Source organism: Streptomyces sp. NBC_01803 (genome assembly GCF_035917415.1).
In the GTDB taxonomy this organism is placed as follows: domain Bacteria; phylum Actinomycetota; class Actinomycetes; order Streptomycetales; family Streptomycetaceae; genus Streptomyces.
Map to the genome: position 1 here is coordinate 5,327,161 of NZ_CP109073.1, position 25,887 is coordinate 5,353,047.

At 71.7% G+C, this 25,887-nt stretch carries 21 protein-coding genes; 12 read left to right on the forward strand and 9 right to left on the reverse strand.

Going from position 1 to position 25,887, the window contains the following annotated elements; genetic code table 11:
• The first annotated feature begins 54 nt into the window (after positions 1–54).
• The gene (mshC, locus tag OIE51_RS24320; protein WP_326599945.1) at positions 55–1,284 is read left to right on the forward strand and encodes a cysteine--1-D-myo-inosityl 2-amino-2-deoxy-alpha-D-glucopyranoside ligase; all 1,230 of its coding nucleotides are present in this window, start codon (positions 55–57) and stop codon (positions 1,282–1,284) included.
• A 64-nt stretch (positions 1,285–1,348) separates the two neighbouring features.
• Here mshC and OIE51_RS24325 read toward each other — a convergent pair whose 3' ends face one another.
• The 5 genes from OIE51_RS24325 to OIE51_RS24345 all read right to left on the reverse strand — a co-directional run bounded on the left by OIE51_RS24325 (position 1,349) and on the right by OIE51_RS24345 (position 7,493).
• Positions 1,349–2,341, reverse strand: a complete 993-nt coding sequence (locus OIE51_RS24325; RefSeq protein WP_326599947.1) for a PAC2 family protein — start codon at positions 2,339–2,341, stop codon at positions 1,349–1,351.
• Positions 2,342–2,531: 190 nt separating this feature from the next.
• Complete coding sequence (locus tag OIE51_RS24330; RefSeq protein WP_326599949.1) at positions 2,532–4,139, reverse strand: glycerol-3-phosphate dehydrogenase/oxidase; 1,608 nt, start codon at positions 4,137–4,139, stop codon at positions 2,532–2,534.
• A 44-nt stretch (positions 4,140–4,183) separates the two neighbouring features.
• Positions 4,184–5,728: a glycerol kinase GlpK gene (gene glpK / locus OIE51_RS24335; RefSeq protein WP_326599951.1), complete on the reverse strand. Its 1,545-nt coding sequence runs from the start codon at positions 5,726–5,728 to the stop codon at positions 4,184–4,186.
• A 39-nt stretch (positions 5,729–5,767) separates the two neighbouring features.
• Positions 5,768–6,580: an MIP/aquaporin family protein gene (locus tag OIE51_RS24340; protein WP_326599953.1), complete on the reverse strand. Its 813-nt coding sequence runs from the start codon at positions 6,578–6,580 to the stop codon at positions 5,768–5,770.
• A 148-nt stretch (positions 6,581–6,728) separates the two neighbouring features.
• Entirely contained in the window at positions 6,729–7,493 is a 765-nt protein-coding gene (locus OIE51_RS24345) for an IclR family transcriptional regulator (RefSeq protein ID WP_326599955.1), read from the reverse strand.
• Between the two features lie 217 nt (positions 7,494–7,710).
• Between OIE51_RS24345 and metH the strand changes: the two genes are divergently transcribed.
• From metH to OIE51_RS24360, 3 genes are all read left to right on the forward strand, one after another.
• Entirely contained in the window at positions 7,711–11,223 is a 3,513-nt protein-coding gene (gene metH, locus OIE51_RS24350; protein WP_326599957.1) for a methionine synthase, read from the forward strand.
• A 125-nt stretch (positions 11,224–11,348) separates the two neighbouring features.
• Entirely contained in the window at positions 11,349–12,092 is a 744-nt protein-coding gene (locus OIE51_RS24355; protein WP_326599959.1) for an HAD family hydrolase, read from the forward strand.
• 46 nt (positions 12,093–12,138) lie between these two features.
• On the forward strand, positions 12,139–13,737 hold the full coding sequence (locus OIE51_RS24360) for an ABC transporter substrate-binding protein (protein WP_326599961.1): 1,599 nt from the start codon (positions 12,139–12,141) through the stop codon (positions 13,735–13,737).
• 23 nt (positions 13,738–13,760) lie between these two features.
• Here the strand turns inward: OIE51_RS24360 and OIE51_RS24365 are convergent, their stop codons facing one another.
• Positions 13,761–14,429, reverse strand: a complete 669-nt coding sequence (locus tag OIE51_RS24365; RefSeq protein ID WP_326599962.1) for a response regulator transcription factor — start codon at positions 14,427–14,429, stop codon at positions 13,761–13,763.
• Between the two features lie 59 nt (positions 14,430–14,488).
• Entirely contained in the window at positions 14,489–15,445 is a 957-nt protein-coding gene (locus OIE51_RS24370) for a RecB family exonuclease (RefSeq protein WP_326599965.1), read from the reverse strand.
• A 160-nt stretch (positions 15,446–15,605) separates the two neighbouring features.
• Between OIE51_RS24370 and OIE51_RS24375 the strand changes: the two genes are divergently transcribed.
• From OIE51_RS24375 to OIE51_RS24385, 3 genes are all read left to right on the forward strand, one after another.
• On the forward strand, positions 15,606–16,760 hold the full coding sequence (locus OIE51_RS24375; protein WP_326600782.1) for a site-2 protease family protein: 1,155 nt from the start codon (positions 15,606–15,608) through the stop codon (positions 16,758–16,760).
• Positions 16,761–16,785: 25 nt separating this feature from the next.
• Positions 16,786–17,688 carry a tRNA (adenine-N1)-methyltransferase gene (locus tag OIE51_RS24380; protein ID WP_326599967.1) on the forward strand — a complete coding sequence of 301 codons (903 nt, stop codon included), beginning with the start codon at positions 16,786–16,788 and terminating at the stop codon, positions 17,686–17,688.
• Between the two features lie 120 nt (positions 17,689–17,808).
• Positions 17,809–18,402 (forward strand): hypothetical protein, encoded by a 594-nt coding sequence (locus tag OIE51_RS24385; RefSeq protein WP_326599969.1) that lies wholly within the window; start codon positions 17,809–17,811, stop codon positions 18,400–18,402.
• Positions 18,403–18,461: 59 nt separating this feature from the next.
• On the opposite strand, the gene OIE51_RS24390 is transcribed toward OIE51_RS24385, so the two are convergent.
• Positions 18,462–18,773: a ferredoxin gene (locus tag OIE51_RS24390; RefSeq protein ID WP_326599971.1), complete on the reverse strand. Its 312-nt coding sequence runs from the start codon at positions 18,771–18,773 to the stop codon at positions 18,462–18,464.
• Positions 18,774–18,999: 226 nt separating this feature from the next.
• Between OIE51_RS24390 and arc the strand changes: the two genes are divergently transcribed.
• From arc to prcA, 5 genes are all read left to right on the forward strand, one after another.
• Positions 19,000–20,784, forward strand: a complete 1,785-nt coding sequence (arc, locus tag OIE51_RS24395; RefSeq protein WP_442812009.1) for a proteasome ATPase — start codon at positions 19,000–19,002, stop codon at positions 20,782–20,784.
• Positions 20,785–20,951: 167 nt separating this feature from the next.
• Entirely contained in the window at positions 20,952–22,463 is a 1,512-nt protein-coding gene (gene dop, locus OIE51_RS24400) for a depupylase/deamidase Dop (protein ID WP_326599975.1), read from the forward strand.
• A 198-nt stretch (positions 22,464–22,661) separates the two neighbouring features.
• Positions 22,662–22,880 carry a ubiquitin-like protein Pup gene (locus tag OIE51_RS24405; protein ID WP_049567989.1) on the forward strand — a complete coding sequence of 73 codons (219 nt, stop codon included), beginning with the start codon at positions 22,662–22,664 and terminating at the stop codon, positions 22,878–22,880.
• Between the two features lie 137 nt (positions 22,881–23,017).
• Entirely contained in the window at positions 23,018–23,863 is an 846-nt protein-coding gene (gene prcB, locus OIE51_RS24410) for a proteasome subunit beta (RefSeq protein ID WP_326599977.1), read from the forward strand.
• Between the two features lie 55 nt (positions 23,864–23,918).
• Complete coding sequence (gene prcA, locus OIE51_RS24415) at positions 23,919–24,671, forward strand: proteasome subunit alpha (RefSeq protein ID WP_326599978.1); 753 nt, start codon at positions 23,919–23,921, stop codon at positions 24,669–24,671.
• Between the two features lie 189 nt (positions 24,672–24,860).
• Here prcA and OIE51_RS24420 read toward each other — a convergent pair whose 3' ends face one another.
• Positions 24,861–25,886: a LacI family DNA-binding transcriptional regulator gene (locus OIE51_RS24420; RefSeq protein WP_326599979.1), complete on the reverse strand. Its 1,026-nt coding sequence runs from the start codon at positions 25,884–25,886 to the stop codon at positions 24,861–24,863.
• Between the last annotated feature and the right edge of the window lies 1 nt (position 25,887).

Genomic DNA, 25,887 nt, shown 5'->3' on the forward strand with positions numbered 1-25,887 from the left:
GGCCGCGCCGGGGTGCGGTCGTCCAGGCGCGGGAGGGGCGGATAGGCTCGGGGCATGTATGCCTGGCCAGCACCCAAGGTCCCCGCCCTGCCCGGTCAGGGCCGTGACCTCGCGGTTCACGACACCTCCACGGACGGTCGGGTGACCCTCAGCCCCGGTTCCGTCGCCCGGCTCTACGTCTGCGGGATCACCCCCTACGACGCGACCCATCTGGGGCACGCGGCGACCTACATCGCGTTCGACCTCGTCCAGCGGGTCTGGCTCGACGCGGGGCGGCAGGTGCACTATGTCCAGAACGTCACCGATGTGGACGACCCGCTGCTGGAGCGCGCCGCCGCCACCGGCGTGGAGTGGACGGCGCTGGCCGAGCGCGAGACGGCCCTGTTCCGCGAGGACATGACGGCCCTGCGCATCCTGCCGCCGCGCGACTACATCGGGGCCGTGGAGGCGATACCGGACATCGTCCCCCTCATCGAGCGGCTGCGGACCATGGGCGCCGCCTACGACGTCGACGGCGACGTCTACTTCTCGGTCGACTCCGACCGGCACTTCGGCGAGGTCTCCCGGCTGGACGCCGCCGCGATGCGGGCGCTGTCGGCCGAGCGCGGCGGCGACCCGGAGCGGCCCGGCAAGAAGAACCCCGTGGACCCGCTGCTGTGGCGGGCGGCCCGCCCCGGCGAGCCCTCGTGGGAGGGCGCCTCGCTCGGCCCGGGGCGCCCCGGCTGGCACATCGAGTGCGTCGCGATCGCCCTCGACCGGCTCGGCATGGGCTTCGACATGCAGGGCGGCGGCTCCGATCTCGTCTTCCCGCACCACGAGATGGGCGCCTCGCACGCCCAGGTCCTCACCGGCGACCACCCCTACGCCGCCACCTACGTGCACGCCGGGATGGTGGCCTACGAGGGCGAGAAGATGTCCAAGTCCAAGGGGAACCTGGTGTTCGTCTCCCGGCTGCGCCGGGACGGCGTCGACCCGGCCGCCATCCGGCTGGCGCTGCTGGCCCACCACTACCGCTCGGACTGGGAGTGGACGGATACGGATCTGGACGCCGCCGTCCGGCGGCTGGCGCACTGGCGGGCCGCGGTCTCCCGGCCCGACGGGCCGCCGGCCGAGACGGTGATCGAGGAGATCCGCGCGGCGCTGGCGGACGATCTCGACGCCCCGGCCGCGCTGGCCGCCGTGGACCGCTGGGCGGACGTCCAGCACGGCGCGGGGGGCGAGGACACGGGTGCCACCGGGGTGGTCTCCCGGGCGGTGGACGCCCTGCTGGGCGTCGCGCTCTAGGCGCGGACCGCGCGGACCGCGGGGGCCGCGGGAGAGCCGGGCGGGCGCGGCGGGCCGGGAGCGGTCAGTCGTCGGACTCGGCGGACGGCGGCCCCGGCTCCGGCGGTCCCTGGCCCTCGCCGCCCTCGGGCGGCCGGCGCCGGGGGCGGGTCCGGCCGCTGCCCGGGTCGCGCAGATACGACCCCGGATCGCCGGCCGGGGGCTGGCCGTCGCGGCGGCGCAGATAGCGCTCGAACTCCTTGGCGATGGCCTCGCCGGACGCCTCCGGCAGGTCGGCCGTGTCCCTGGCCTCCTCAAGCGACTTCACATACTCCGCCACCTCGCTGTCCTCGGCGGCCAGTTGGTCGACGCCGATCTGCCAGGCGCGGGCGTCCTCGGGGAGGTCGCCCAGCGGGATGTTGACGTCGAGCAGGTCCTCCAGGGAGTGCAGCAGCGCCAGCGACGCCTTGGGGTTGGGAGGCTGGGCCACGTAGTGCGGAACGGCCGCCCACAGCGTGACGGCCGGCACTCCGGCGTGCGTGCACGCCTCCTGGAGGATGCCGACGATGCCGGTGGGGCCCTCGTACCGCGACTCCTCCAGATCCAGCGTGCGCGCCAGATCCTCGTCGGACGTCACGCTGGTGACGGGCACCGGCCGGGTGTGCGGGGTGTCGCCCAGCAGCGCGCCGAGCACCACCACCATCTCCACGCCCAACTCGTGGGCGAAGCCAAGGATCTCGTTGCAGAACGAGCGCCAGCGCATGCTCGGCTCGATGCCGCGCACCAGCACGAGGTCGCGCCGCTTGACGGGACCGTTCTCGGAGCCGATCCGCACCACCGACAGCCGGGTCGTCGGCCAGGTGATGCGGCGCACGCCGCCGTCCAGCCAGATGTGCGGCCGGTTGACCTGGAAGTCGTAGTAGTCCTCGGCGTCCAGGGCCGCGAACACCTCGCCCTTCCACTCCCGCTCCAGATGAGCGACCGCGGTGGAGGCGGCGTCACCAGCATCGTTCCAGCCCTCGAACGCGGCCACCATGACCGGGTCGACCAGCTCGGGAACTCCATCGAGCTCGATCACCCAGCGCCTCCTCCCGGCCGGGTCGGAGCGGGTGCTCCCGGCCCGGCTGCCGTAAGTGTTCCGTGCGGCCCCCAGCCTACGGCGTCACCGTGCCCACCCCGCAGCCCTCGTACGCATGCGCAGGGTGATCAGGGGTGACCGGCCGCTCACGGCCGGTCCACCCGGATCACCCCGCGGACGGGGGCGACGGTCAGGATTTCCGGCCGAGCACCTCGTCGACGCGGGCGCGGACGCCCTCGCCGTCCAGACCGCGGATCGTCAGCGTCGTGCGGCGGCGCAGCACGTCGTCGGCGGTCTCCGCCCACTCGTGATCGCGCGCGTAGACGACCTGCGCCCAGATCTCGGGGCCGTCGGGGTGGACGCGCTCGCCGAGGGACGGGTCCTGGTGGACGAGGTCGGCGATGTCGAAGGCCAGCGAGCCGTAGTGGGTGGCCAGGTGACGGGCCGTCGCCGGGTCGATGGCGACGCCCGGCTCGCGGTCGATGAGCAGGCGGTGCGCGACCGCGTTGGGGTTGGCGACGCCGGGCAGCGGCGCGTGGCGGACCAGGTCGGAGACCGGCTCCATGTCCCGGCCCAGCGACACGCCCGGCAGCTTGGCCAGCGCGGCCAGCACCGTGCGGCCGATGTGCCGGTAGGTGGTCCACTTGCCGCCGGCCACCGACAGCATGCCGCCGCGGCCCTCGGTGACGACCGTTTCGCGCTTGGCGGACTCGACGCCGCCCGGTCCGCCGGGCAGTACGCGCAGACCGGCGAAGGCGTACGTCATCAGGGAGCGGTCCAGCGCCTCGTCGCGGACGGAGAACGCGGCCTCCGCCAGGATCTGGTCGATGTCGGCCTCGGTGGCGCGCACGTCGGCCGGGTCGCCCTCGTAGCGCTCGTCGGTGGTGCCGAGCAGCAGCATGTCCTCCCAGGGGAGGGCGAAGGTGATGCGGTACTTGTCGACCGGCGTGGCCATCGCGGCGCCCCACGGCTGGCTGCGGCGCAGCACCAGGTGGGCGCCCTTGGAGAGCCGGACGCTGGGCATGGCGTCCGGGTTCTCCATGCGGCGCAGGTGGTCGACCCACGGGCCGGTGGCGTTGAGGACGAGGCGGGCGTCCACGCCGAACTCGGTGCCGTCGATCCGGTCCTTGAGGTCCGCGCCGGTCACGCGCCCGCCGGTGAAGCGCAGGCCGGTCACCTCGGCGTGGTTGAGGACGACGGCTCCGGACTGGGCGGCGGCCCGGACGGTCATCACGGCGACCCGGGCGTCGTTCATCTGGTGGTCGCCGTAGACGGCGACGGCCTTGAGGTTGTCGGTGCGCAGCGCCGGGTTGGCGGCGGCGGCCTTGGCCGGGGAGATGAGGCGGCCGACGCCGTCGCCGAAGGCGGACAGCGCGGAGTAGGCGAAGACGCCGGCGCCGAGCTTCACGGCGCCGTGCGGGCCGCCCTTGTAGACGGGCAGGTAGAAGGTGAGCGGGTTGACGAGGTGCGGGGCCACGTCCCGGGCCAGCACGCGACGCTCGTGGTGGTTCTCGGCGACCAGCCTGACCGCGCCGGTCTGGAGGTACCGCAGTCCGCCGTGGACGAGCTTGGAGGAGGCGGACGAGGTGGCGCCGGCGAAGTCGCCCGCGTCCACCATCGCCACCCGCAGCCCCGACTGGGCGGCGTGCCAGGCGACCGAGGTGCCCAGGATGCCGCCGCCGATGACCAGCAGATCGTAGGTGGCGGCGGCGAGCCGCCCTCTGGTTTCGGCCCGCCGGTCTGCCTGGCCGGGGGCGCCGGGGGCGCCGGGGGCGGCGGTCGGGTGCAGCGTGTTCATGTCGGTCAGCTTTCCGTGTCGGTCAGTTCTGTCGTTGTGTCCTGTCAGTCGGACTCGGCGAGCCAGCCCATGGTCCGCTGAACGGCCTTGAGCCAGAACTGGTACTCGCGGTCACGCTCGGTCGGGTCCATCCGCGGGGTCCACTCCGCGGCCCGGCGCCAGTTGGCGCGCAGTTCGTCGGTGCTCGACCAGAAACCCACCGCCAGGCCGGCGGCGTAGGCGGCGCCCAGACAGGTGGTCTCGGAGACCATCGGGCGGACCACCGGGGCGTCGAGGAAGTCCGCGATGTTCTGCATCAGCAGGTTGTTGGAGGTCATGCCGCCGTCGACCTTCAGCGCGGTGAGCTCGACGCCGGAGTCCTTCTTCATGGCGTCGACGATCTCGCGGGTCTGCCAGGCGGTGGCCTCCAGCACGGCGCGGGCGATGTGCGCCTTGGTGACGTACCGCGTGAGACCGGCGATGACGCCGCGGGCGTCGGCGCGCCAGTAGGGCGCGAACAGCCCGGAGAAGGCGGGGACGACGTACGCGCCGCCGTTGTCCTCGACGGAGGACGCCAGCGTCTCGATCTCGGCCGCGCTGTTGATCAGGCCCATCTGATCGCGCATCCACTGCACCAGGGCGCCGGTGACGGCGATGGAGCCCTCCAGCGCGTAGACCGGCTCCTGGTCGCCGATCCGGTAGCCGACGGTGGTGATCAGGCCGGCGTAGGAGTTGATGGCCTCGGTGCCGGTGTTCATCAGCAGGAAGGTGCCGGTGCCGTAGGTCGACTTGGCCTCGCCGACGTCGAAGCAGGTCTGGCCGAAAAGCGCGGCCTGCTGGTCGCCGAGGGCGGAGGCGACCGGGACGCCGTCCAGCGCGCCGCCCTTGGCCTTGCCGTAGACCTCGGCGGAGGAGCGGATCTCCGGCAGCACCTGGGGCGGGACGCCGATCGAGGCACAGATGCGCTCGTCCCACGTCATGCCGCGCAGGCTCATCAGCAGGGTCCGGGAGGCGTTGGTGACGTCGGTGACGTGGACGCCGCCGTCGGCCCCGCCGGTGAGGTTCCAGATGACCCAGGAGTCCATCGTGCCGAAGAGGATGTCGCCGCGCTCGGCGCGCTCACGCAGGCCCTCGACGTTGTCGAGGAGCCAGCGGATCTTCGGGCCGGCGAAGTACGAGGAGAGCGGCAGGCCGGTCTCGCGGCGGAAGCGGTCCTGGCCGACGTTGCGGCCCAGCTCCCGGCAGAGGGCGTCGGTGCGGGTGTCCTGCCAGACGATGGCGTTGTGCACCGGCTCGCCGGTCGTCCGGTCCCACAGCAGGGTGGTCTCCCGCTGGTTGGTGATGCCGATCGCCTTGACCTGCTCCTTGGTGATCCCCGCCTTCTCCAGGGCGCCGGCGACGACTTCCTGGACGTTCGTCCAGATCTCGGCGGCGTTGTGTTCGACCCAGCCCGGCTTGGGGAAGATCTGCTCGTGCTCCTTCTGGTCGACGGAGACGACGCGCCCGTCGCGGTCGAAGACGATGCAGCGGCTGGAGGTGGTGCCCTGGTCGATCGCGGCGACGTACTCGCGCGGGGTGGCGCGGAGGTCGGCGTCGTGTCCGTCGGTCATGGGGTGCGGCTCCTGATCGGGGTGCGGGCGGCTGAGGAGTCAGAACAGCAAGGTGTGGATGCCGGCCGCGAGGGCGCCGCCGGTGAGTGGTCCGACGACCGGGATCCAGGCGTAGCCCCAGTCGGAGCCGCCCTTGTTCGGCAGCGGCAGGAGCGCGTGCACGATGCGCGGCCCGAGGTCGCGGGCCGGGTTGATGGCGTATCCGGTCGGACCGCCGAGGGACAGCCCGATGCCGACGACGACCAGGGCGACCATCAGCGCGCCGGTGCCGGACAGCGCCAGCCCCTCGTTGAGGCCGATGCCCAGGATCAGCAGCACCAGCACGGCCGTGCCGATGATCTCCGTCGTCAGGTTCTGCGCGACGTTGCGGATCTCGGGGGCCGTCGAGAAGATGCCGAGCACCGGACCGGGCTCGCCGGGTCTCGCCACCGGACGCTCCTCGGGGAGTGCGGGCTCCTCGACCGCGGCGGGGCCGGGGGTCTCGGAGCCGCCGACGATCTCGCGGCCCGTGAGATGGGCCTGGAAGTGGCCGTAGTAGGCGAGCCAGACGAGCATGGCGCCGAGCATGGCGCCGAGCATCTGGCCGGCGACATAGGTGGGAACGTCGCCCCATTCGCCGGAGTCGATCGCGATGCCGAGGGTGACGGCGGGGTTGAGATGGGCGCCCGAGAGTTGTACGGAGACGTATGTGCCGGAGAGCACGGCCAGGCCCCACCCGAAGGTGATCGCCACCCAGCCGGCGCCGAACGCCTTGGATCTCTTGAGTACCACGCCGGCAACCACGCCGCCGCCGAGGAGGATCAGCACGGTGGTGCCGAGGATCTCACCGAAGAAGATGTCGGAGCTGGACACCGGTGACTCCTTTGTCCTTGTCCAGGGGCTACGCTCGGCCAGCGTTCGTCCGTTGTTCGGTAATGCCGACCGTCGAGCGGCAGTTTTCTCCTCGGGGCAGCCCCCGTCAAGAGGTGGGCGACAGGTAGCCTATAATGCCCGGATTGCCCTAGAAGCGCCCGGCGCCCAGATCGCGCGACACGGAGCGCGCGCAGTCGCGCACCGCCGCCACCAGGCGCGGGTGGAATGTCCCGTCCGCCTGCAGGCGCTCCACCGCGCCGGTGATCCCCACGGCGCCGACCGGCATCCTGCGGCGGTCCAGGATCGGCGCGGCGATGGAGGCGACCCCGTCCCAGGTCTCGCCGAGATCGCTCGCCCAGCCCCGGGCTCTGACCTCTTCGAGCCCCTTCTCGAACTCGGCCGGGTCGGTCACCGTCAGCCCGGTGATCGCGGGGAACCCGCCGTCCATGACCTCGTTGTGCGCCACCGGGTCGTAGGCGGCGAGCACCTTGCCCAGCGCGGTGCTGTGCAGCGGCTGCATGGCGCCCACCTCCAGCACCTGCCGGCTGTCGTCCGGCCGGAAGACGTGGTGCACGATGAGCACCCCCTGCTGGTGGAGCACCCCGAGATAGGCGCTCTCCCCGCTCGACCTGGCCAGATCGTCGGCCCACACCAGCGCGCGGGCGCGCAGCTCGTGCACGTCGAGATAGCTGTTGCCCAGCCGCAGCAGCTCCGCCCCCAGCTGGTACTTGCCCGAGGCCGCGTCCTGCTCGACGAAGCCCTCCTGCTGGAGCGTGCGCAGCAGGCCGTGAGTGGTGGCCTTGGCCAGCCCGATGGCCGAGGCGATGTCGGACAGGCCCAGCCGCCGCTCGCCACCGGCCAGCAGCCGCAGCAGCGCCGCGGCGCGCTCGAGTGACTGGATCGTCCGAGCCATGTGGCAGCCTCCTGGTCTCCGGTCTCAGCTTTTCCCATGTTCGACATTGTCGAACGCAAGCGGGTTATGTCGATACCCCACGGGGCGGGGAACGAGTCTACGGGTGTCTACGTTCCGGACGGTCTCCTCGGCGCCCGCCCCCGGCCGTTAGTCTGACCTGGTGCGCTTCGCGCGGAACGCGCATAGCCGACAGCCGTCGCACTCCCGGGAGCACTCCATGGTCTCTGCCAGCCCCCCGTCCGCCCCCCAGTCCCAACGAGCCGCCGCTCTCCGTGACGCCCTCGCCTCGCGCGTCGTGGTCGCCGACGGCGGGATGGGCACCATGCTCCAGGCGCAGGACCCGACGCTGGAGGACTTCGAGCAGCTCGAAGGCTGCAACGAGGTGCTCAACGTCACCCGCCCGGACATCGTCGCCACCGTCCACCGCGCCTACTTCGATGTCGGCGTCGACTGCGTGGAGACCAACACCTTCGGCGCCAACCTCGCCGCGCTGGGCGAGTACGACATCGCCCACCGCGTCTTCGAGCTCTCCCACGCCGGCGCCGTGATCGCCCGCGAGACCGCCGATGGCTTCACCGCCGCCGACGGCCGCCAGCGCTGGGTCCTCGGCTCGATGGGACCCGGCACCAAGCTGCCCACCCTCGGCCACGCCTCCTACGCGCCCCTGCGCGACGCCTACCAGCGGAACGCCGAGGGCCTGATCGCCGGCGGCGCCGACGCGCTCCTGGTGGAGACCAGCCAGGACCTGCTCCAGACCAAGGCCGCCGTGCTCGGCGCCCGGCGGGCCCTGACCGCGGCCGGCGCCGACCTGCCGCTGGTCGTCCAGGTCACCGTGGAGACCACCGGGACCATGCTGCTCGGCTCCGAGATCGGCGCGGCCCTCACCGCGCTGGAGCCCCTCGGCATCGACATGATCGGTCTGAACTGCGCCACCGGCCCCGCCGAGATGAGCGAACACCTGCGGTATCTGGCGAGGCACGCGCGGGTGCCGCTGTCCTGCATGCCCAACGCGGGGCTGCCGGTGCTCGGCAAGGACGGTGCCCACTACCCGCTGTCGGCCGGTGAGCTGGCCGACGCCCACGAGATGTTCATCGGCGAGTTCGGGCTGTCCCTGATCGGCGGCTGCTGCGGCACCACTCCCGAGCACCTGCGGCAGGTCGTCGAGCGGGTGCGGGACCTGCGCCCCGCCGGACGCGACCCACGGCCCGAGCCCGGCGCCTCCTCGCTCTACCAGACCGTGCCCTTCCGCCAGGACACCTCCTACCTGGCCATCGGCGAGCGCACCAACGCCAACGGCTCCAAGAAGTTCCGCGAGGCGATGCTCCAGGGCCGCTGGGACGACTGCGTGGAGCTGGTCCGTGAGCAGATCCGCGAGGGCGCCCACATGCTCGACCTGTGTGTCGACTATGTCGGCCGGGACGGCGTCGCGGACATGACCGAGCTGGCCGGCCGGTTCGCCACCGCCTCCACGCTGCCCATCGTGCTGGACTCCACCGAGCCCGCCGTGCTGGAGGCCGGCCTGGAGAAGCTCGGCGGCCGGGCCGTCATCAACTCGGTGAACTACGAGGACGGCGACGGCCCCGACTCCCGCTTCGCCCGGGTCACCCGGCTCGCCGTCGAGCACGGCGCCGCGCTGATGGCCCTGACGATCGACGAGCAGGGCCAGGCCCGCACCCCCGAGCACAAGGTCGCCATCGCCGAGCGGCTGATCGCCGACCTCACCGGCAACTGGGGCGTGCACATCTCCGACATCATCATCGACTGCCTGACCTTCACCATCTGTACGGGGCAGGAGGAGTCCCGCCAGGACGGTCTCCACACCATCGAGGCGATCCGCGAGCTCAAGCGCCGCCACCCCGACGTGCAGACCACGCTCGGCCTGTCCAACATCTCCTTCGGGCTCAACCCCGCCGCCCGCCTGGTCCTGAACTCCGTCTTCCTCGACGAGTGCGTCCGGGCCGGCCTGGACTCCGCGATCGTGCACGCCGCGAAGATCCTGCCGATCGCCCGGATCGACCCCGAGCAGGTCGAGGTCGCCCGCGACCTCGTCTACGACCGGCGCCGCGAGGGCTACGACCCGCTGCAGCGGTTCCTGGAGCTGTTCGAGGGCGTCGACGCGAAGTCCATGAAGGCCGGCAAGACCGAGGAGCTGCTGGCGCTGCCCCTGGACGAGCGTCTCCAGCGGCGCATCATCGACGGCGAGCGCAACGGCCTGGAGGCCGACCTCGACGAGGCCCTGGCCCAGCGGCCCGCCCTGGAGATCGTCAACGACACCCTGCTGGCCGGCATGAAGGTCGTCGGCGAGCTCTTCGGCTCGGGACAGATGCAGCTCCCGTTCGTGCTCCAGTCCGCCGAGGTCATGAAGACCGCCGTGGCCTACCTCGAACCCCACATGGAGAAGACCGACGACGAGGGCAAGGGCACCATCGTCCTGGCCACCGTGCGCGGCGACGTCCACGACATCGGCAAGAACCTGGTCGACATCATCCTGACCAACAACGGCTACAACGTGGTCAACCTCGGCATCAAGCAGCCGGTCTCCGCCATCCTCGACGCCGCGTCCGAGCACCGCGCCGACGTGATCGGCATGTCGGGACTGCTGGTGAAGTCCACGGTGATCATGAAGGAGAACCTGGAGGAGCTCAACCGGCGCGGCATGGCGGCCGACTTCCCCGTCATCCTCGGCGGCGCCGCCCTCACCCGCGCCTACGTCGAGCAGGACCTGTACGAGGTCTACCGGGGCGAGGTCCGCTATGCCCGCGACGCCTTCGAGGGCCTGCGGCTGATGGACGCCCTGATCGCCGTCAAGCGTGGCGTCCCCGGTGCGACGCTCCCCGAGCTGAAGCAGCGCCGCGTCACCTCCCGCACCGCCGCGCTCCCCGAGCCGGAGGAGACCGACGGCCCGGTCCGTTCCGCCACGGCCACCGATGTGCCGGTGCCGGCCATGCCCTTCACCGGGACACGGGTGATCAAGGGCATCCCGCTCAAGGACTACGCGGACTGGCTGGACGAGGACGCCCTGTTCAAGGGGCAGTGGGGCCTGAAGGCCGCCAGGACCGGCGACGGCCCCGACTACGCCGAGCTGGTCGAGACCGAGGGCCGGCCCCGGCTGCGCGGCTGGCTGGACCGCCTGCACACCGACAACCTGCTCCAGGCCGCCGTCGTCTACGGGTACTTCCCGTGCCGTGCCGAGGGCGACGACCTGGTGATCCTGGACGACGAGGGCAAGGAGCGCACCCGCTTCACCTTCCCCCGTCAGCGGCGCGGCCGGCGCCTGTGCCTGGCCGACTTCTTCCGCCCGGCGGAGAGCGGCGAGACGGACGTGGTCGCCCTCCAGACCGTCACCGTCGGACCCCGGGTCAGCGAGGCGACGGCGGAGCTGTTCGAGGCCGACGCCTACCGCGACTACCTGGAGCTGCACGGCCTGTCCGTCCAGCTCGCCGAGGCGCTGGCCGAGTACTGGCACGCCCGGGTCAGGAGCGAGCTGGGCATCGCCGCCCAGGACCCGGCCGAGCTGACCGGGATGTTCCGCACCGAGTACCAGGGCTGCCGGTACTCGCTGGGCTACCCGGCCTGCCCCGACCTGGAGGACCGGGCCAAGATCGCCGCACTCCTGGAGCCGGAGCGGATCGGCGTGACGCTCTCCGAGGAGTTCCAGCTCCACCCGGAGCAGTCCACGGACGCGATCATTCTTCACCATCCCGAAGCCAGCTATTTCAACGCGCGCTAGCTCGACCGGGTGACATGGCGGAGGCGACTTCTCCCCAGCCGACGTAGACTGATCGGTCCGGTACAGGCCGGCCGCCCCCGCACGGGGGCGGCCGGCCTGCTCGCTCCTTACGGAGGTGCGCGCGGATGACGAGTTCCCTGCCCGCTATCGACACCACGATGCCGCTTGGCCCCGACCCGCAGGCCGTGCTGCTCGACATGGACGGCACGCTGGTCGACACCGAGGGTTTCTGGTGGGACGCCGAGGTCGAGGTGTTCCGCGCGCTCGGGCACGAGCTGGCGGACGAGCACCGCGAGATCGTGGTCGGCGGGCCCATGACCCGCAGCGCCGGCTACCTGATCGAGGTGACCGGCGTCGACATCGGCCTGGACCAGATGCGCGACCTGCTGAACGCCGCGTTCCTGCGCCGTCTCGACGGGGGCGTGCCGCTGATGCCGGGCGCGCGACGGCTGCTGACCGAGCTGGCCGCCCACGGGCTGCCCACCGCCCTCGTCTCCGCCTCGCACCGGACCGTCATCGACCGCATGCTGCTCTCACTCGGCCCGGAGCACTTCACGCTCACCGTGGCCGGCGACGAGCTCACCCGCACCAAGCCGCACCCCGACCCCTATCTCGTCGCCGCCGCCCGGCTGGGCGCCGACCCGGAGCGCTGCGTGGCCGTGGAGGACACCGCGACCGGTGTCGCCTCGGCCGAGGCGGCGGGCTGCCGGGTGATCGCGGTGCCCTCGGTGGCCCCCATCCCGGCCGCCGCCGGCCGGGTGGTCGTGGGCTCGCTGGAGGGGGTCGACCTGGCGTTCCTGCGCTCCGTGGTCACCGCCCCCGCCGTCCGTGACCTATCTCACCGGGGAACGACGGCACGGCCGGTCTAGGGTTTCGTTCCGGCCCATCCGGAGCGGAACGCGAGGAAGAAGACACGTGAGGAAACGCGCCCTGGGGACGTCGCTCCCGGCCGTCGCGGGGCTCGTCGCCGCCGCGCTGCTGCTGGGCGGATGCGGTCTGATCGGTGACGACCCCGGCGAGGGCGCGCCGATCGTCGTGGGGACGACCGACGACGTGCCGGCCACGGACCCGGCCGCGGGCTACGACCCCGGCTCCTGGCTGGTCTTCACCAACGTCTTCCAGTCGCTGCTGAGCTTCCCGCCCGGCGGCGCCGAGCCACGGCCGGAGGCGGCCGAGGAGTGCGGCTTCACCGACCGGGTCAGCCGCCGCTTCACCTGCACCCTCCGCGACGACCTGACGTTCAGCAACGGCGACGCACTCACCGCCCAGGACGTGAAGTTCTCCTTCGAGCGGACGCTGCGCATCAACGACCCCGAGGGGCCCGCGGTGCTGCTGTCCACCATCGACCGGATAGAGACCCCGGACGACCACACCGTCACCTTCCACCTCACCCAGCCGGACGCCACCTTCCCGCAGAAGATCGCCTCCGGCGCCGGATCGATCGTCGACCATCGCGTCTACCCGGCCGACGCGCTGCGCACCGACGGCGAGGTGGTCGGATCGGGCCCCTACACGCTGGAGAGCTTCGCCGGGGACGAGGCGGTCTTCGCCGTCAACGGCGACTACCGGGGCCCGGCCGAGACGAAGAACTCCGGGGTCACCCTGCGGCTCTTCCACGGCGACCAGGAGGCGCTGCGGGAGGCGGTGGAGGGCGGCGCGGTGGATGTCGCCTACCGGGGGCTCGCCGCGGCGGACCTCGCCGAGCTGGAGACCACGGCGGTCACCGGTGACAGCGGCCTGAAGGTGGTGGACGGCACCGGCGCCGAGGTGCAGCACATGGTGTTCAACATGGACGACCCGGTGGTGGGCGACATCGGGGTGCGCCGGGCCATCGCCCACCTGATCGACCGGACCGCGCTCGTGCGCGACGTGTACCGGCGGACCGCCGAGCCGCTGTACTCGATCGTCCCGGCCGGGATCACCGGGCACACCACGTCCTTCTTCGACCGCTACGGCGACCGGCCCGACCCCGGCCGGGCCGAGGAGGCGCTGCGCGCCGAGGGCATCACCGAGCCGGTCGAGGTGACGCTGTGGGTCACCCCGACGCGCTTCGGCCCGGACACCGTCGCCGCCTTCGAGCAGATCGCCGACCAGCTCAACACGGGCGGCCTGTTCGACGCGACGGTCCGCAGCGTCGGGGCCGACGAGTTCGAAGAGGGTGTCGAGAACGGCGACTTCGGGGTCTACGTGCGCGGCTGGGTGCCCGACTACCCCGACCCGGACAACTTCACGGCGCCCTTCTTCGGCGAGGGCAACGTGCTGGCGAACAACTACGAGTCCGCGCGGATCACCGAGGAGCTGATCCCCGACACCGCCGACGAGAGCGACCGCAGCCGGACCGTCACCGACTTCGCCGACCTCCAGGACATCGTCGCCGAGGAGCTGCCGGTCATCCCGATCTGGCAGGGCAGGCAGTACGCCGTCGCGGCGGAGAACGTCGACGGGCTCCAGCGGACCCTGGACGCCTCGACCGTCTTCCGCTTCTGGGAGATCGGCAAGCCGACCGGGGACTGAGGCCGCCGGGCCGGCCGCCGGGCTCAGCTGCCGGGCCGCACCAGGCCGCTCTCGTACGCGAACACGGCCGCCTGCACCCGGTCGCGCAGCTCCAGCTTGGTCAGCACGTGACCCACATGGGTCTTGACGGTCGTCTCGCTGACGAACAGGTCCGCCGCGATCTCCGCGTTGGACAACCCCCGCGCCACCAGCTTCAGCACCTCGACCTCGCGGTCCGTCAGCGTGCCCAGCGCGTCCGGGACCGAATCCTCGCCCGAGGGCAGCTTCTCCGCGTACATGTCCAGCAGCCGCCGCGTGACGCTCGGCGCCAGCATCGCCTCGCCCGCCGCGACCACCCGGATCGCCTGCACCAGCTCCACCGCCGGGGCGTCCTTCAGCAGGAACCCGCTGGCCCCCGCCCGCAGCGCCTCCACCACATACTCGTCGAGGTCGAAGGTGGTGAGCACGAGCACCTTGGCCGGCCCGTCCTTCTCCGGGCCGGTGATCTGTCGCGTCGCCTCCACCCCGTCCATCCTCGGCATCCGGATGTCCATCAGGACCACGTCCGGCTGGAGGGCCCGCACCTGCTCCAGGGCCTGCAGGCCGTCCCCGGCCTCCCCGACGACGGCGAGGTCCTGCTCGGCCTCCAGGATCATCCGGAACCCGGTGCGCAGCAGCGGCTGGTCGTCGACGAGCAGAACGCGGATGGGCATGGAGGCACCCTTCGATCGGTGGGACGGCGAAGTCCCCGTCGGCCGGTGCCCATTCTGGCTCACGGAAGGGACCTCGCGGCGCCGCGCGCGGCGCCGGCGTCCCCGCCGGCCCCCTCCTCCAGCGGCAGCCGGGGCTGGACCAGCAGTGGATAGGGCGGGGGAGTGCCGCCGAACTCCGGGCAGCGGGACCGGTGATCGCACCAGTCGCACAGCCGGCCCGGCTTCGGCCGCCAGTCACCGGTCTCCGTCGCCCGCCGGATCGCGTCCCACAGCGCCAGCAGCTTCCGCTCCACGCTCCGCAGATCCGCCTCGGCCGGGTCGTACGTCAGCACGTCGCCGCTGCCCAGATAGACGAGCTGGAGCCGGCGCGGGATCTCGCCCCGCAGCCGCCACAGCACCAGCGCGTAGAACTTCATCTGGAACAGCGCGTCCGCCGCGTACTCCGCGCGGGGGGCCTTGCCCGTCTTGTAGTCGACGATGCGGATCTCCCCGGTCGGGGCGATGTCCACCCGGTCGATCACCCCGCGCAGCCGCAGGCCCGAATCGAGTCGCGTCTCCACGAACAGCTCGCGCTCGGCCGGCTCCAGCCGCGTCGGGTCCTCCAGCGAGAACCACCGCTCGACCAACTCCTCCGCCTCGGTCAGCCACTTGGCCAGCCGCGCCGGGTCGACCGCGACCGCGCCCCGCTGCCCGCCGGCGTCGGCGCCGTCATCGTCGGCACCGTCCCCGCCGCCCTCCTCGGCGAACAGCCGCGCCAGCTCGGGACGCTTCGTCAGCAGCCGCTCCCACTCCCTGCCCACCAGCGAACGGGCCCGCCGCGCGTCGCGCTCGCCCGCCGGCGCGTCGAACACCCGCTCAAGGACGGCGTGGACGACCGTCCCCCTGGTCGCCGCCGCGCTCGGCTCCTCGGGCAATTTGTCGATCACCCGGAAGCGGTACAGCAGGGGGCACTGCATGAAATCGGCGGCCCGGGACGGGGAAAGGGAGTTGGGCGGCGTGGCGGGGGAACCGGTCATGCAGCGAACCCTACGGCGCGTCACTGACAGCCGGCCGCATACCATCGACACTGAGCCCGCGCGCACGGCACGCGCGGGCGCGACGCGACGAGGGGAACCGGTGGGAGACTCCGAAAGCGACAGGCCACAGCGCCCCGCGGGGACGGGCGGCGGGATCCTGATGGGCCGCGTCCTCGGCGTCCCGGTCTACGTCGCGCCCAGCTGGTTCCTGGTCGCGGCCCTCATCACCTGGTTCTTCGGCAACCAGCTCGATCGCGTGCTGCCCGGCCTCGGCGGCGGCCGTTACCTCGTCTCCCTCTTCTTCGCCGTCGCCTTCTACGCCTCCGTGCTCGTCCACGAGCTCGCCCACACCGTCGCCGCGATCCGCTTCGACCTGCCGGTGCGGCGGATCCAACTCCAGTTCTTCGGCGGGGTCTCGGAGATCGAGAAGGAGTCCCAGACCCCGGGCCGCGAGTTCGTCCTCGCCGGCGCGGGCCCGCTGCTCTCGCTCGTCCTGTCCGGTGTCTTCTACATCGGCGTGCTGGCCGTCGAGTCCGACACCGTGCCCGGCGTGCTGCTGGCCGGCCTGATGGTCTCCAACCTCATCGTCGCCGTCTTCAACCTCCTCCCCGGCCTGCCCCTGGACGGCGGCCGGATGCTGCGCGCCGTGGTGTGGCGGCTGTCCGGCAGCGCCATGACCGGCACGGTCGCCGCCGCCTGGACCGGCCGGGTGCTGGCCATCGTCGTCCTCATCGGCTTCCCGCTCGCCACCCACCTGGGCTCGGTCGGTGAGCGCCAGTCGTTCGCCGGCCTGGAATCCCTCACGGACGCCCTGCTGGCCGCGATCCTGGCCGCCATCATCTGGACCGGCGCGGGCAACAGCCTGCGCATGGCCCGCCTGCGGGAGCGCCTGCCGAGGCTCAACGCCAGATCCCTGACCCGCCGGGCCGTCCCCGTCACCGGCGAGACCCCGCTCTCCGAGGCGCTGCGCCGCGCCAACGACGCCGGCGCCCGCGCCCTGGTCGTGGTCGACACCGAGGGCAGCCCCGTCTCCGTGGTCCGCGAGTCCGGCATCGCGGGCATCCCGCAGCACCGCCGCCCCTGGGTCGCCGTGAGCACCCTGGCCCAGGACCTGACGGACGGCATGCGGGTCCCGGCCGATCTGGGCGGCGAAGGGCTCCTGGAGCACCTGCGGGCCACCCCGGCCAGTGAGTATCTGGTGGTCGAGGAGACCGGCGAGATCTACGGCGTGCTGTCCACCGGCGACGTGGAGCGCGCCTTCATCGAAGCGATGGCCCGGCACAGCCCCTCGGCGGGAGGGCGGTCAACCGGGTGACCCCGGCTGGACTAGGCTGTCGTCCATGTCCGAACCGACCGGTGCAGCCCGCCGTCGCGGGCCCTTCCAGGTTGGGGACCAGGTCCAGCTCACCGATCCCAAGGGTCGCCACTACACGTTCACGCTCGAAGCGGGGAAGAGCTTCCACACCCACAAGGGAGCCTTCCCGCACGACGAGCTGATCGGTGCCCCCGAGGGGACCGTCGTCCGCACCACCGGAAACGTCGCCTACCTCGCGCTGCGCCCCCTGCTCCCCGACTACGTCCTGTCCATGCCACGCGGTGCCGCCGTGGTCTACCCCAAGGACGCGGGGCAGATCCTGGCCATGGCCGACATCTTCCCCGGCGCCCGCGTCGTGGAGGCCGGTGTCGGCTCCGGCTCGCTCAGCACGTTCCTGCTGCGCGCCATCGGCGACCAGGGCATGCTCCACTCCTACGAACGGCGGGCCGACTTCGCGGAGATCGCGCGGGAGAACGTCAGCCGGTACTTCGGCGGTCCGCACCCGGCCTGGTCGCTGACTGTCGGGGACCTCCAGGACCAGCTCTCGGACCCCGACGTCGACCGCGTGATCCTGGACATGCTCGCCCCCTGGGAGTGCCTGGACGCCGTCTCCAAGGCCCTCGTGCCCGGCGGGATCGTCTGCGCGTACGTCGCCACCACCACGCAGCTCGCCCGGACGGTCGAGTCCATCCGCGAGCACGGCACGTTCAACGAGCCGCGCGCCTGGGAGACCATGGTTCGCACCTGGCACGTGGAGGGCCTCGCCGTCCGCCCCGACCACCGCATGATCGGGCACACCGGCTTCCTCCTCACCGCCCGCAGGCTCGCCGACGGGGTGACGCCGCCGCTGCGCCGCCGGCGCCCGGCGCCCGGCGCCTACGGCGCGGACTACACCGGGCCCGGCTCGGGCTCCGGCCCCGTGGACTGAGGCCGCGCACCCCGCCGTTCCGCGGCCGTGTGAGATATGGCACGATGCCGACACCTGCCGACGTGCAGGTTCCCGCACCGTGTCATTTCTCACACCCCACCCTTCCCAGGAGTCCCTCGCGTGCAGCTCCCGGCAGGTCACGACCTTCCGCACACCCGCACTCGCACCGTCCACTGGCTCATCACCGCCGCGTTCCTGGCCGCCGTGACCGGCGCGGCGGCCCTGCTCCAGCCGCCCGACGCGACCGCCGAGCCCGGCGCGGTGGCCGCCGATCCCCGGGGTGGGCCGCGGGCCGCGCCCGAGCCGTTGCCCGCGCCCGATCCCGAGGCCGTCGACTTCCCGCTGGACTGCGGTGCGCCGGGCGTGGTGGTCACCGAGCGGGCCACCGTCGATCTGGGCGCGGACGGTCGGGCCGAGACCATCGCGGTGGTCCGCTGCGACGCCGGCTCCGGCACTCCGCCGAACGGCATGTACCTGCTCACCCGGGACGGGGACGGCGACCCCCGGGTCGCGGAGACCCTGGTGGACCCGGCCGAAGGGATGACCGTGGACGAGCTCACGGTCACGGACGAGGGCGCCATCGGGGCGCGGCTCCTCGGCTACTCGTCGTTCGACGTCCCGCGCTGCTGCCCGGATCTGCGGCGCGACGTGAGCTGGGTCTGGCACGACGGCCGCCTGGAGCTGAACCCGGCCCGGGCCGCCAACAGCGTCTGAGCCCCCGCCGGGGGCATCTCAACGGGGGCACACCTCAATGGGGGAACGGGCCGGGCGGACTAGCCGGCGTCCGGCCCGTAGACCTCGACGCCGTCGGTGACACGCCGGACGTGGATGCACTGGCCCGGGCACTCCTTGACCGAGGCGGTCACGTCGCGCAGCAGCGGCAGGGGGACCGGGACGGTCGCGCCCGGCGCCGTCAGGAGGTCGGCCTCGGTGCCGGGCGGGGCCGGCGGCTTCACGTAGGCAAGCCCGTCGATGTCCAGCTCGAACACCTCCGGGGCATACTGAGCACAGATACCGTCCCCCGTGCAGAGGTCCTGGTCGATCCAGACCTCCAGCTCTTCGGCGGCTTCGTTCTGCGCGGTCATATGGCCTACCGTTCCTCGTAGGTGTGAATCAAAGGGAGCCATCCCTGACGGGTGTTGACCGGTTACGACCATACAGCGGTCAGCTTTCCGATGGAGAAGCGTGGGTATTCCCCTGGCGTGAGGGAGTGCGCAAGGGTGAAGATCGGACACACCCCCGACCGTCTTTGTGATCTAGGGGTTTCGAACTGCACCGGTCCAGGTAGGGTCTGGAAGCGTCCAGCTCCCCTTGGAGGAGGTGAGGACCGTGGTATCCCAGAATGACGACAGCAACCGCGGCATCCGGCCCGGTCGGGGTTCCGACGACCCGGCCCGGCAGATTGCCGACCTTGAGCAGGAGATCACCGTCCTGCGCCGAAAGCTGGCCGACTCTCCGCGGCACACTCGGATTCTCGAGGAGCGGATCGTCGAGCTGCAGACCAATCTGGCAGGCGTGTCGGCGCAGAACGAGCGACTGGCCGGCACGCTGCGCGAGGCGCGTGATCAGATCGTCGCCCTGAAGGAGGAAGTCGACCGGCTCGCCCAGCCGCCTTCCGGCTTCGGCGTCTTCCTGTGCGCCAACGAGGACGGCACGGCCGACATCTTCACCGGTGGCCGCAAGCTCCGGGTGAACGTCAGCCCCGGCATCGAGGCCGGCGACCTCAGGCGCGGCCAGGAGGTCATGCTCAACGAGGCGCTCAACGTGGTCGCCGCGATGGAGTTCGAGAGCGCCGGGGACATCGTCACCCTCAAGGAGGTCCTTGAGGACGGCGAGCGCGCCCTGGTGATCGGCCACACCGACGAGGAGCGGGTGGTCAAGCTCGCCGACCCGCTCATGGACGTCACCCTCCGGGCCGGTGACGCGCTCCTGCTGGAGCCCCGATCCGGTTATGTCTACGAGGTCGTCCCCAAGAGCGAGGTCGAGGAGCTCGTCCTCGAAGAGGTCCCCGACATCGACTACACCCAGATCGGCGGCCTCGGCGGCCAGATCGAGATGATCCGGGACGCCGTCGAGCTCCCGTATCTGCACCCGGACCTGTTCCGCGAGCACGAGCTGCGCCCGCCCAAGGGCGTCCTGCTCTACGGCCCGCCCGGCTGCGGCAAGACCCTGATCGCCAAGGCCGTCGCCAACTCGCTGGCGAAGAAGGTCGCGGAGGTCACCGGCAAGCCCGCGGGGAAGAGTTTCTTCCTCAACATCAAGGGCCCCGAGCTGCTCAACAAGTACGTCGGCGAGACCGAGCGGCACATCCGGCTGGTCTTCCAGCGGGCCCGGGAGAAGGCGAGCGAGGGTACCCCGGTCATCGTCTTCTTCGACGAGATGGACTCCCTCTTCCGCACCCGCGGCTCGGGCGTCAGCTCGGACGTGGAGAACACCATCGTTCCCCAGCTCCTCTCCGAGATCGACGGCGTGGAGGGCTTGGAGAACGTCATCGTCATCGGTGCCTCCAACCGCGAGGACATGATCGACCCGGCGATCCTGCGCCCGGGACGCCTCGACGTGAAGATCAAGATCGAGCGCCCGGACGCGGAGGCCGCGCGTGACATCTTCTCCAAGTACCTGACGCCGACGCTCCCCCTCCACGCGGAGGACCTCTCGGAGCACAACGGCAGCCGGGGCGCGACGGTCGGCGGCATGATCCAGACCGTCGTGGAGCAGATGTACGCCGAGACCGAGGAGAACCGCTTCCTGGAGGTCACCTACGCCAACGGTGACAAGGAGATCCTTTACTTCAAGGACTTCAACTCCGGCGCCATGATCCAGAACATCGTGGACCGGGCGAAGAAGATGGCCATCAAGGATTTCCTGGACCACAATCAGAAGGGCCTGCGCGTCTCCCACCTGCTCGCCGCCTGCGTGGACGAGTTCAAGGAGAACGAGGACCTGCCCAACACGACCAACCCGGACGACTGGGCCCGCATCTCCGGCAAGAAGGGCGAGCGGATCGTCTTCATCCGCACGCTCGTCACCGGCAAGCAGGGCGGTGACACCGGCCGCTCCATCGACACGGTGGCGAACACCGGTCAGTACCTGTAGCGCACACAGCGTCCGGCTGCGGGGCCCGCGAGGCGGCCCCGCAGCCGGACGTTTTCCCTGACAGTCCCGAGGAAACCCGCAGTGATCTCCGCAGCGCAGCCCGTGTCCCCTAGGCTCGTGTCCGGCGGTGGCACGGTGGAAGGTCGCCGCTGGCCAAGGAGGGCTTCATGACTGTACGGCGAGTGATGGGCATCGAAACCGAGTACGGCGTTTCCGTTCCAGGTCACCCGAACGCCAACGCCATGCTCACCTCCTCCCAGGTCGTGAACGCGTACGCGGCGGCCATGCATCGCGCCAGGCGCGCCCGCTGGGACTTCGAGGAGGAGAACCCGCTCCGCGACGCCCGGGGCTTCGACCTGGCCCGGGACAACGCCGACGCCAGCCAGCTCACGGACGAGGACATCGGCCTGGCGAACGTCATCCTGACCAACGGCGCCCGGCTCTACGTCGACCACGCGCACCCCGAGTACAGCGCTCCCGAGACGACCAACCCGATGGACGCCCTGCTGTGGGACAAGGCGGGCGAGCGCATCATGGCCGAGGCGGCCCGGCGCGCCGCCGAGGTCCCCGGCACCCAGCCGATCCATCTCTACAAGAACAACACCGACAACAAGGGCGCCTCCTACGGCACGCACGAGAACTACCTGATGAAGCGGGAGACCCCCTTCTCGGAGATCGTGCGCCACCTGACACCGTTCTTCGTCTCCCGTCAGGTCGTCTGCGGCGCCGGCCGCGTCGGTATCGGCCAGGACGGCAGCGAGGACGGCTTCCAGCTGAGCCAGCGCGCGGACTACTTCGAGGTCGAGGTCGGCCTGGAGACGACGCTCAAGCGGCCCATCATCAACACCCGCGACGAGCCGCACGCCGACGCCGAGCGCTATCGCAGGCTGCATGTGATCATCGGCGACGCCAACCTCGCCGAGATCTCCACCTACCTCAAGCTCGGCACCACCGCGCTGGTCCTGGCGATGATCGAGGACGGCTTCATCGCCGTCGACCTCGCCGTCGACCAGCCGGTGCGCACCCTGCACCGGGTCAGCCACGACCCGTCTCTCAAGGAGCTCGTGACACTGCGCAGCGGCCGGACGCTGACCGCCGTCCAGCTCCAGATGGAGTACTACGAACTGGCCCGCAAGTATGTCGAGGAGCGCTGGGGCGCGGACGCCGATCCGCAGACCGCGGACGTCCTCGGCCGCTGGGAGGACGTGCTCACCCGCCTGGAGCGGGACCCGATGAGCCTCTCCCGGGAGCTGGACTGGGTCGCCAAGCGCGAGCTGATGGAGGGCTACCGCCGTCGCGACGGCCTCGGATGGGACGCGGCGCGCCTCCACCTCGTGGACCTCCAGTACGCCGACGTCCGCCCCGACAAGGGCCTGTACAACCGGCTGGCGGCCCGGGGCCGGATGACCCGGCTGCTGTCGGAGGAGGACGTCCTGCGCGCCCAGGGCGACCCGCCGGACGACACCAGGGCGTACTTCCGGGGCCGCTGCCTGGACAAGTACGCGGACGACGTGGCCGCCGCGTCCTGGGACTCGGTGATCTTCGACCTGCCGGGCCGGGACTCCCTGCAGCGGGTGCCCACGATGGACCCGCTGCGCGGTACGCGGGAGCACGTCGAGAGCCTGCTGGACCGCTGCGCGACGGCCGAGGATCTCGTCCGGGCGCTGTCCGGCGGCTGATTTTCCGTCGATCCGGGAATCATGGAGGTAGTCCCCGGACGTTGTAGCGAGGGAGCACCTTGGAGCAACGCAAGCCGCTCCGGGGCAACGCAGCCGCTCGGGAGCAACGCAGCCGCTCCGGAGCAACGAAAGGCCGATGTCAGCCCCGGCTAGTAGGGTCTGATCTTGTCACGTCGAACTGAGCATGGGGTGAGGGAGATGGCGACCAAGGACACCGGCGGCGGCCAGCAGAGGGCGTCGCGCACGAGTGAAGAGACCGAGGAGCAGACCCAGGACGCCGAGGTCTCGGAGGACCTCAAGGAGCGCCAGGAAGCGCTGACGGACGATGTGGACTCCGTCCTGGACGAGATCGACGAGGTTCTTGAGTCGAACGCGGAGGACTTCGTCCGCAGCTTCGTCCAGAAGGGCGGCCAGTAGCCAGGGCCGCGGGGACGCTCCGCGACCCGTGTGGATCATCGCCATGTGACGGGTAGGGTCCATCGCATACGCCGCCGCTGCCCCGGCCGCATCACCGGACCGGGGCAGCGGACCGTTTCCTACCTGGAAGGAATCCTGTGGCAGCCAACTCGCACGACCAGGGGCGCCTCCCCGCAGCCTTCCTGAGGCCGGGGTCCTCGTCATTCTTCGACTTCCTCTCCGACTACGCGCCCGAGCGGCTTCCCGGTGGCCGCGCGCTGCCGCCGATCGAGGGCGCGATCGAGACCGTGCACGGCACCACGATCGTGGCGGCCACCTTCGCCGGCGGCGTGGTGCTGGCCGGTGACCGCCGGGCCACGATGGGGAACATGATCGCCCAGCGCGATGTGGAGAAGGTCTTCCCGGCGGACGAGTTCTCGGCGGTCGGCATCGCGGGCACCGCGGGCCTCGCCGTCGAGCTGGTCAAGCTGTTCCAGCTGGAGCTGGAGCACTTCGAGAAGGTCGAGGGCCACGTGCTGTCCCTGGAGGGCAAGGCCAACCGGCTCTCCACCATGATCCGGGGGAACCTGGGCATGGCCATGCAGGGCCTGGCCGTGGTCCCGATGTTCGCCGGATACGACCTGGAGCGGGAGAAGGGCCGGATCTTCTCCTACGATGTGACCGGCGGCCGTTCCGAGGAGCTGGGCTTCGCCGCCGTCGGCTCCGGATCGATCTTCGCCCGCGGCGCGCTGAAGAAGCTGCACCGCCCCGACCTGACCGAGCAGCAGACGGCCACGGCCGTCGTCCAGGCGCTGTACGACGCGGCCGACGACGACTCAGCCACGGGCGGACCCGATCTTGCCCGGCGGATCTTCCCTATCGTCACGGTGATCACCGAGGATGGGTTCCGCAGGCTCACCGAAGCGGAGGTCTCCGAGATCGCCAGGACCGTGCACGAGGGGCGTCTCCAGCTGCCCAACGGGCCGCAGGCCCCGGTTCTGTAGATTCCGGTGCGGTAGAGCTGAAGACTTCTGACGGACAGGAAGGGACGAGTAGCCGGTGTCGACGCCGTTCTATGTCTCACCCCAGCAGGCCATGGCCGACCGCGCCGAGTACGCCCGCAAGGGCATCGCGCGCGGCCGGAGCCTGGTCGTGCTGCAGTACGCCGACGGCATCGTGTTCGTCGCCGAGAACCCCTCGCGCGCGTTGCACAAGGTGAGCGAGATCTACGACCGGATCGCCTTCGCGGCGACGGGCAAGTACAACGAGTACGAGAGCCTGCGCATCGGCGGCACCCGCTATGCCGACCTGCGGGGATACACCTACGACCGCGAGGACGTGACGGCCCGCGGGCTGGCCAACCTCTACGCCCAGACGCTGGGCAACATCTTCTCCAGCGCCGCCGAGAAGCCCTACGAGGTGGAGCTGCTGGTCGCCGAGGTCGGCGAATCGCCGGCCGACGACGAGATCTACCGGCTGCCGCACGACGGCTCGATCATCGACGAGCACGGCTCGGTGGCCGTCGGCGGGAACTCCGACCAGATCGGCAGCTATCTGGGTCAGCGGCACCGCGACGACATGGACCTCGGCGAGGCCCTGCGGCTGGCCGTCGAGTCCCTGACCCGGGACAGCAACGGCGGCGAGCGGGAGCTGACCGCGGATCAGCTCGAAGTCGCGGTCCTGGACCGGACCCGGCCGCAGAAGCGGAAGTTCAAGCGTGTGCCGGGCCGTCAGCTCGCGCGCCTGCTGGAGGGTGACGGCGGCTCCGCTGCCGCCGCCGAGCCGGAGGAGAGCGGCTCCGAGGAGGAGTGAGACGGCGTCACGACGCCTGACGGCGGGGCGCCCGGCGACGAGCCGGGCGCCCCGCCGTCCGTTGAGCGCGGCTCTTCCCGGAGCCTCGGCCCGCACGCGGTTGTCGGTGCCGGGAGTCCGGGCGGCACCGTGATCCGGCGAGCCGGGGAATCCGGCCGGCCGGGAGGCTCGCCCCGGGGCGAGCCGGGGTCAGGGGGCGGCCGGTGGGGGTGCGCTCGAGCCGCGGCGGGAGAGGGCCACCGGGAGCACCGTCGTGCCCCGCGCGTGGCCGGCCAGGACGGCCAGCAGGGCGCGCATGCCCGCGGCGCCCAGCTCCTCCCCGGGAAGGGAGACCGTGGTCAGCTCCGGCTCCACCGCCGTCGCCACGGTCAGGTCGTCGAAGCCCGTCACGGAGAGGTCCTCCGGCACCCGCAGCCCGCGCCGCCGCGCCGCCTTGCAGGCCCCCACCGCCAGCATGTCGTCGTCGCACACCAGCGCCGTCGGCCGGTGCGGACCGGCGTCCGCCAGGAGCCGCCCGGCCGCGCCCAGGCCGCCCGCCACGCTGATCGGCGCCCGTTCCGTCCGCACGATCTCCGCGCCGGGCACCGTGGCCAGCTCCTCGGCGAGGACCCGGGCCCGTACCCGGAACGTCCAGGAGTCCACGTCCGCCGCGAGGTGCGCGAAGCGGCGGTGACCGAGGCCGAGCAGGTGGGCGGTGACGAGCCGCATGCCCGCGGCGATGTCCGGGTTGACGGTGGCGGCGGCGCCCCCGTGCGGCTCGCTGTCCAGCATGACCAGCGGCAGCCCGCCCCCGCTGAGCGCCGCCAGCGCCTCGGCGGCCATCGAGGAGGCGAGCACGCCGTCGAGGGTGGCGCTCGCGGAGGCGAACGGATCGCGGGCCGGGCCGACGCCCTGGGGCGAGGGGTAGAGCACCACCCCGACGTCGTCCTCGGCGGCCACCCGCGCGGCGCCGGCGTGCACCCGCGCGAAGAACTCGTTGGTCAGCGCGGGCACCACCACCAGGGCCGTGCGGCTGCGGCCGAGCCGCAGGGTGCGGGCGGCCAGGTTCGGCCGGTAGCCCAGCTCCCGCGCGGCGGCGCGCACCGCCTCGGCACGGGCCGGTGAGACGCGGCCCCGCCAGCGGTCGCCGAGCACCAGCGAGACCGTCGCCTGGGACACCCCGGCGTGCTGGGCGACATCCCGGCTGGTGGGTCTCGGCGGGATCGCGTTGCTCACT

Bases quoted from the DNA above. Each gene is read 5' to 3' on its own strand.
- OIE51_RS24365 (WP_326599962.1), bottom strand. From the start codon at position 14,429: ATGCCCATCCGCGTTCTGCTCGTCGACGACCAGCCGCTGCTGCGCACC.
- mshC (WP_326599945.1), top strand. From the start codon at position 55: ATGTATGCCTGGCCAGCACCCAAGGTCCCCGCCCTGCCCGGTCAGGGC.
- OIE51_RS24375 (WP_326600782.1), top strand. From the start codon at position 15,606: ATGGGCCGCGTCCTCGGCGTCCCGGTCTACGTCGCGCCCAGCTGGTTC.
- OIE51_RS24390 (WP_326599971.1), bottom strand. From the start codon at position 18,773: ATGACCGCGCAGAACGAAGCCGCCGAAGAGCTGGAGGTCTGGATCGAC.
- OIE51_RS24370 (WP_326599965.1), bottom strand. From the start codon at position 15,445: ATGACCGGTTCCCCCGCCACGCCGCCCAACTCCCTTTCCCCGTCCCGG.
- OIE51_RS24380 (WP_326599967.1), top strand. From the start codon at position 16,786: ATGTCCGAACCGACCGGTGCAGCCCGCCGTCGCGGGCCCTTCCAGGTT.
- OIE51_RS24405 (WP_049567989.1), top strand. From the start codon at position 22,662: ATGGCGACCAAGGACACCGGCGGCGGCCAGCAGAGGGCGTCGCGCACG.
- metH (WP_326599957.1), top strand. From the start codon at position 7,711: ATGGTCTCTGCCAGCCCCCCGTCCGCCCCCCAGTCCCAACGAGCCGCC.
- glpK (WP_326599951.1), bottom strand. From the start codon at position 5,728: ATGACCGACGGACACGACGCCGACCTCCGCGCCACCCCGCGCGAGTAC.
- OIE51_RS24355 (WP_326599959.1), top strand. From the start codon at position 11,349: ATGACGAGTTCCCTGCCCGCTATCGACACCACGATGCCGCTTGGCCCC.
- OIE51_RS24345 (WP_326599955.1), bottom strand. From the start codon at position 7,493: ATGGCTCGGACGATCCAGTCACTCGAGCGCGCCGCGGCGCTGCTGCGG.
- dop (WP_326599975.1), top strand. From the start codon at position 20,952: ATGACTGTACGGCGAGTGATGGGCATCGAAACCGAGTACGGCGTTTCC.
- OIE51_RS24330 (WP_326599949.1), bottom strand. From the start codon at position 4,139: ATGAACACGCTGCACCCGACCGCCGCCCCCGGCGCCCCCGGCGCCCCC.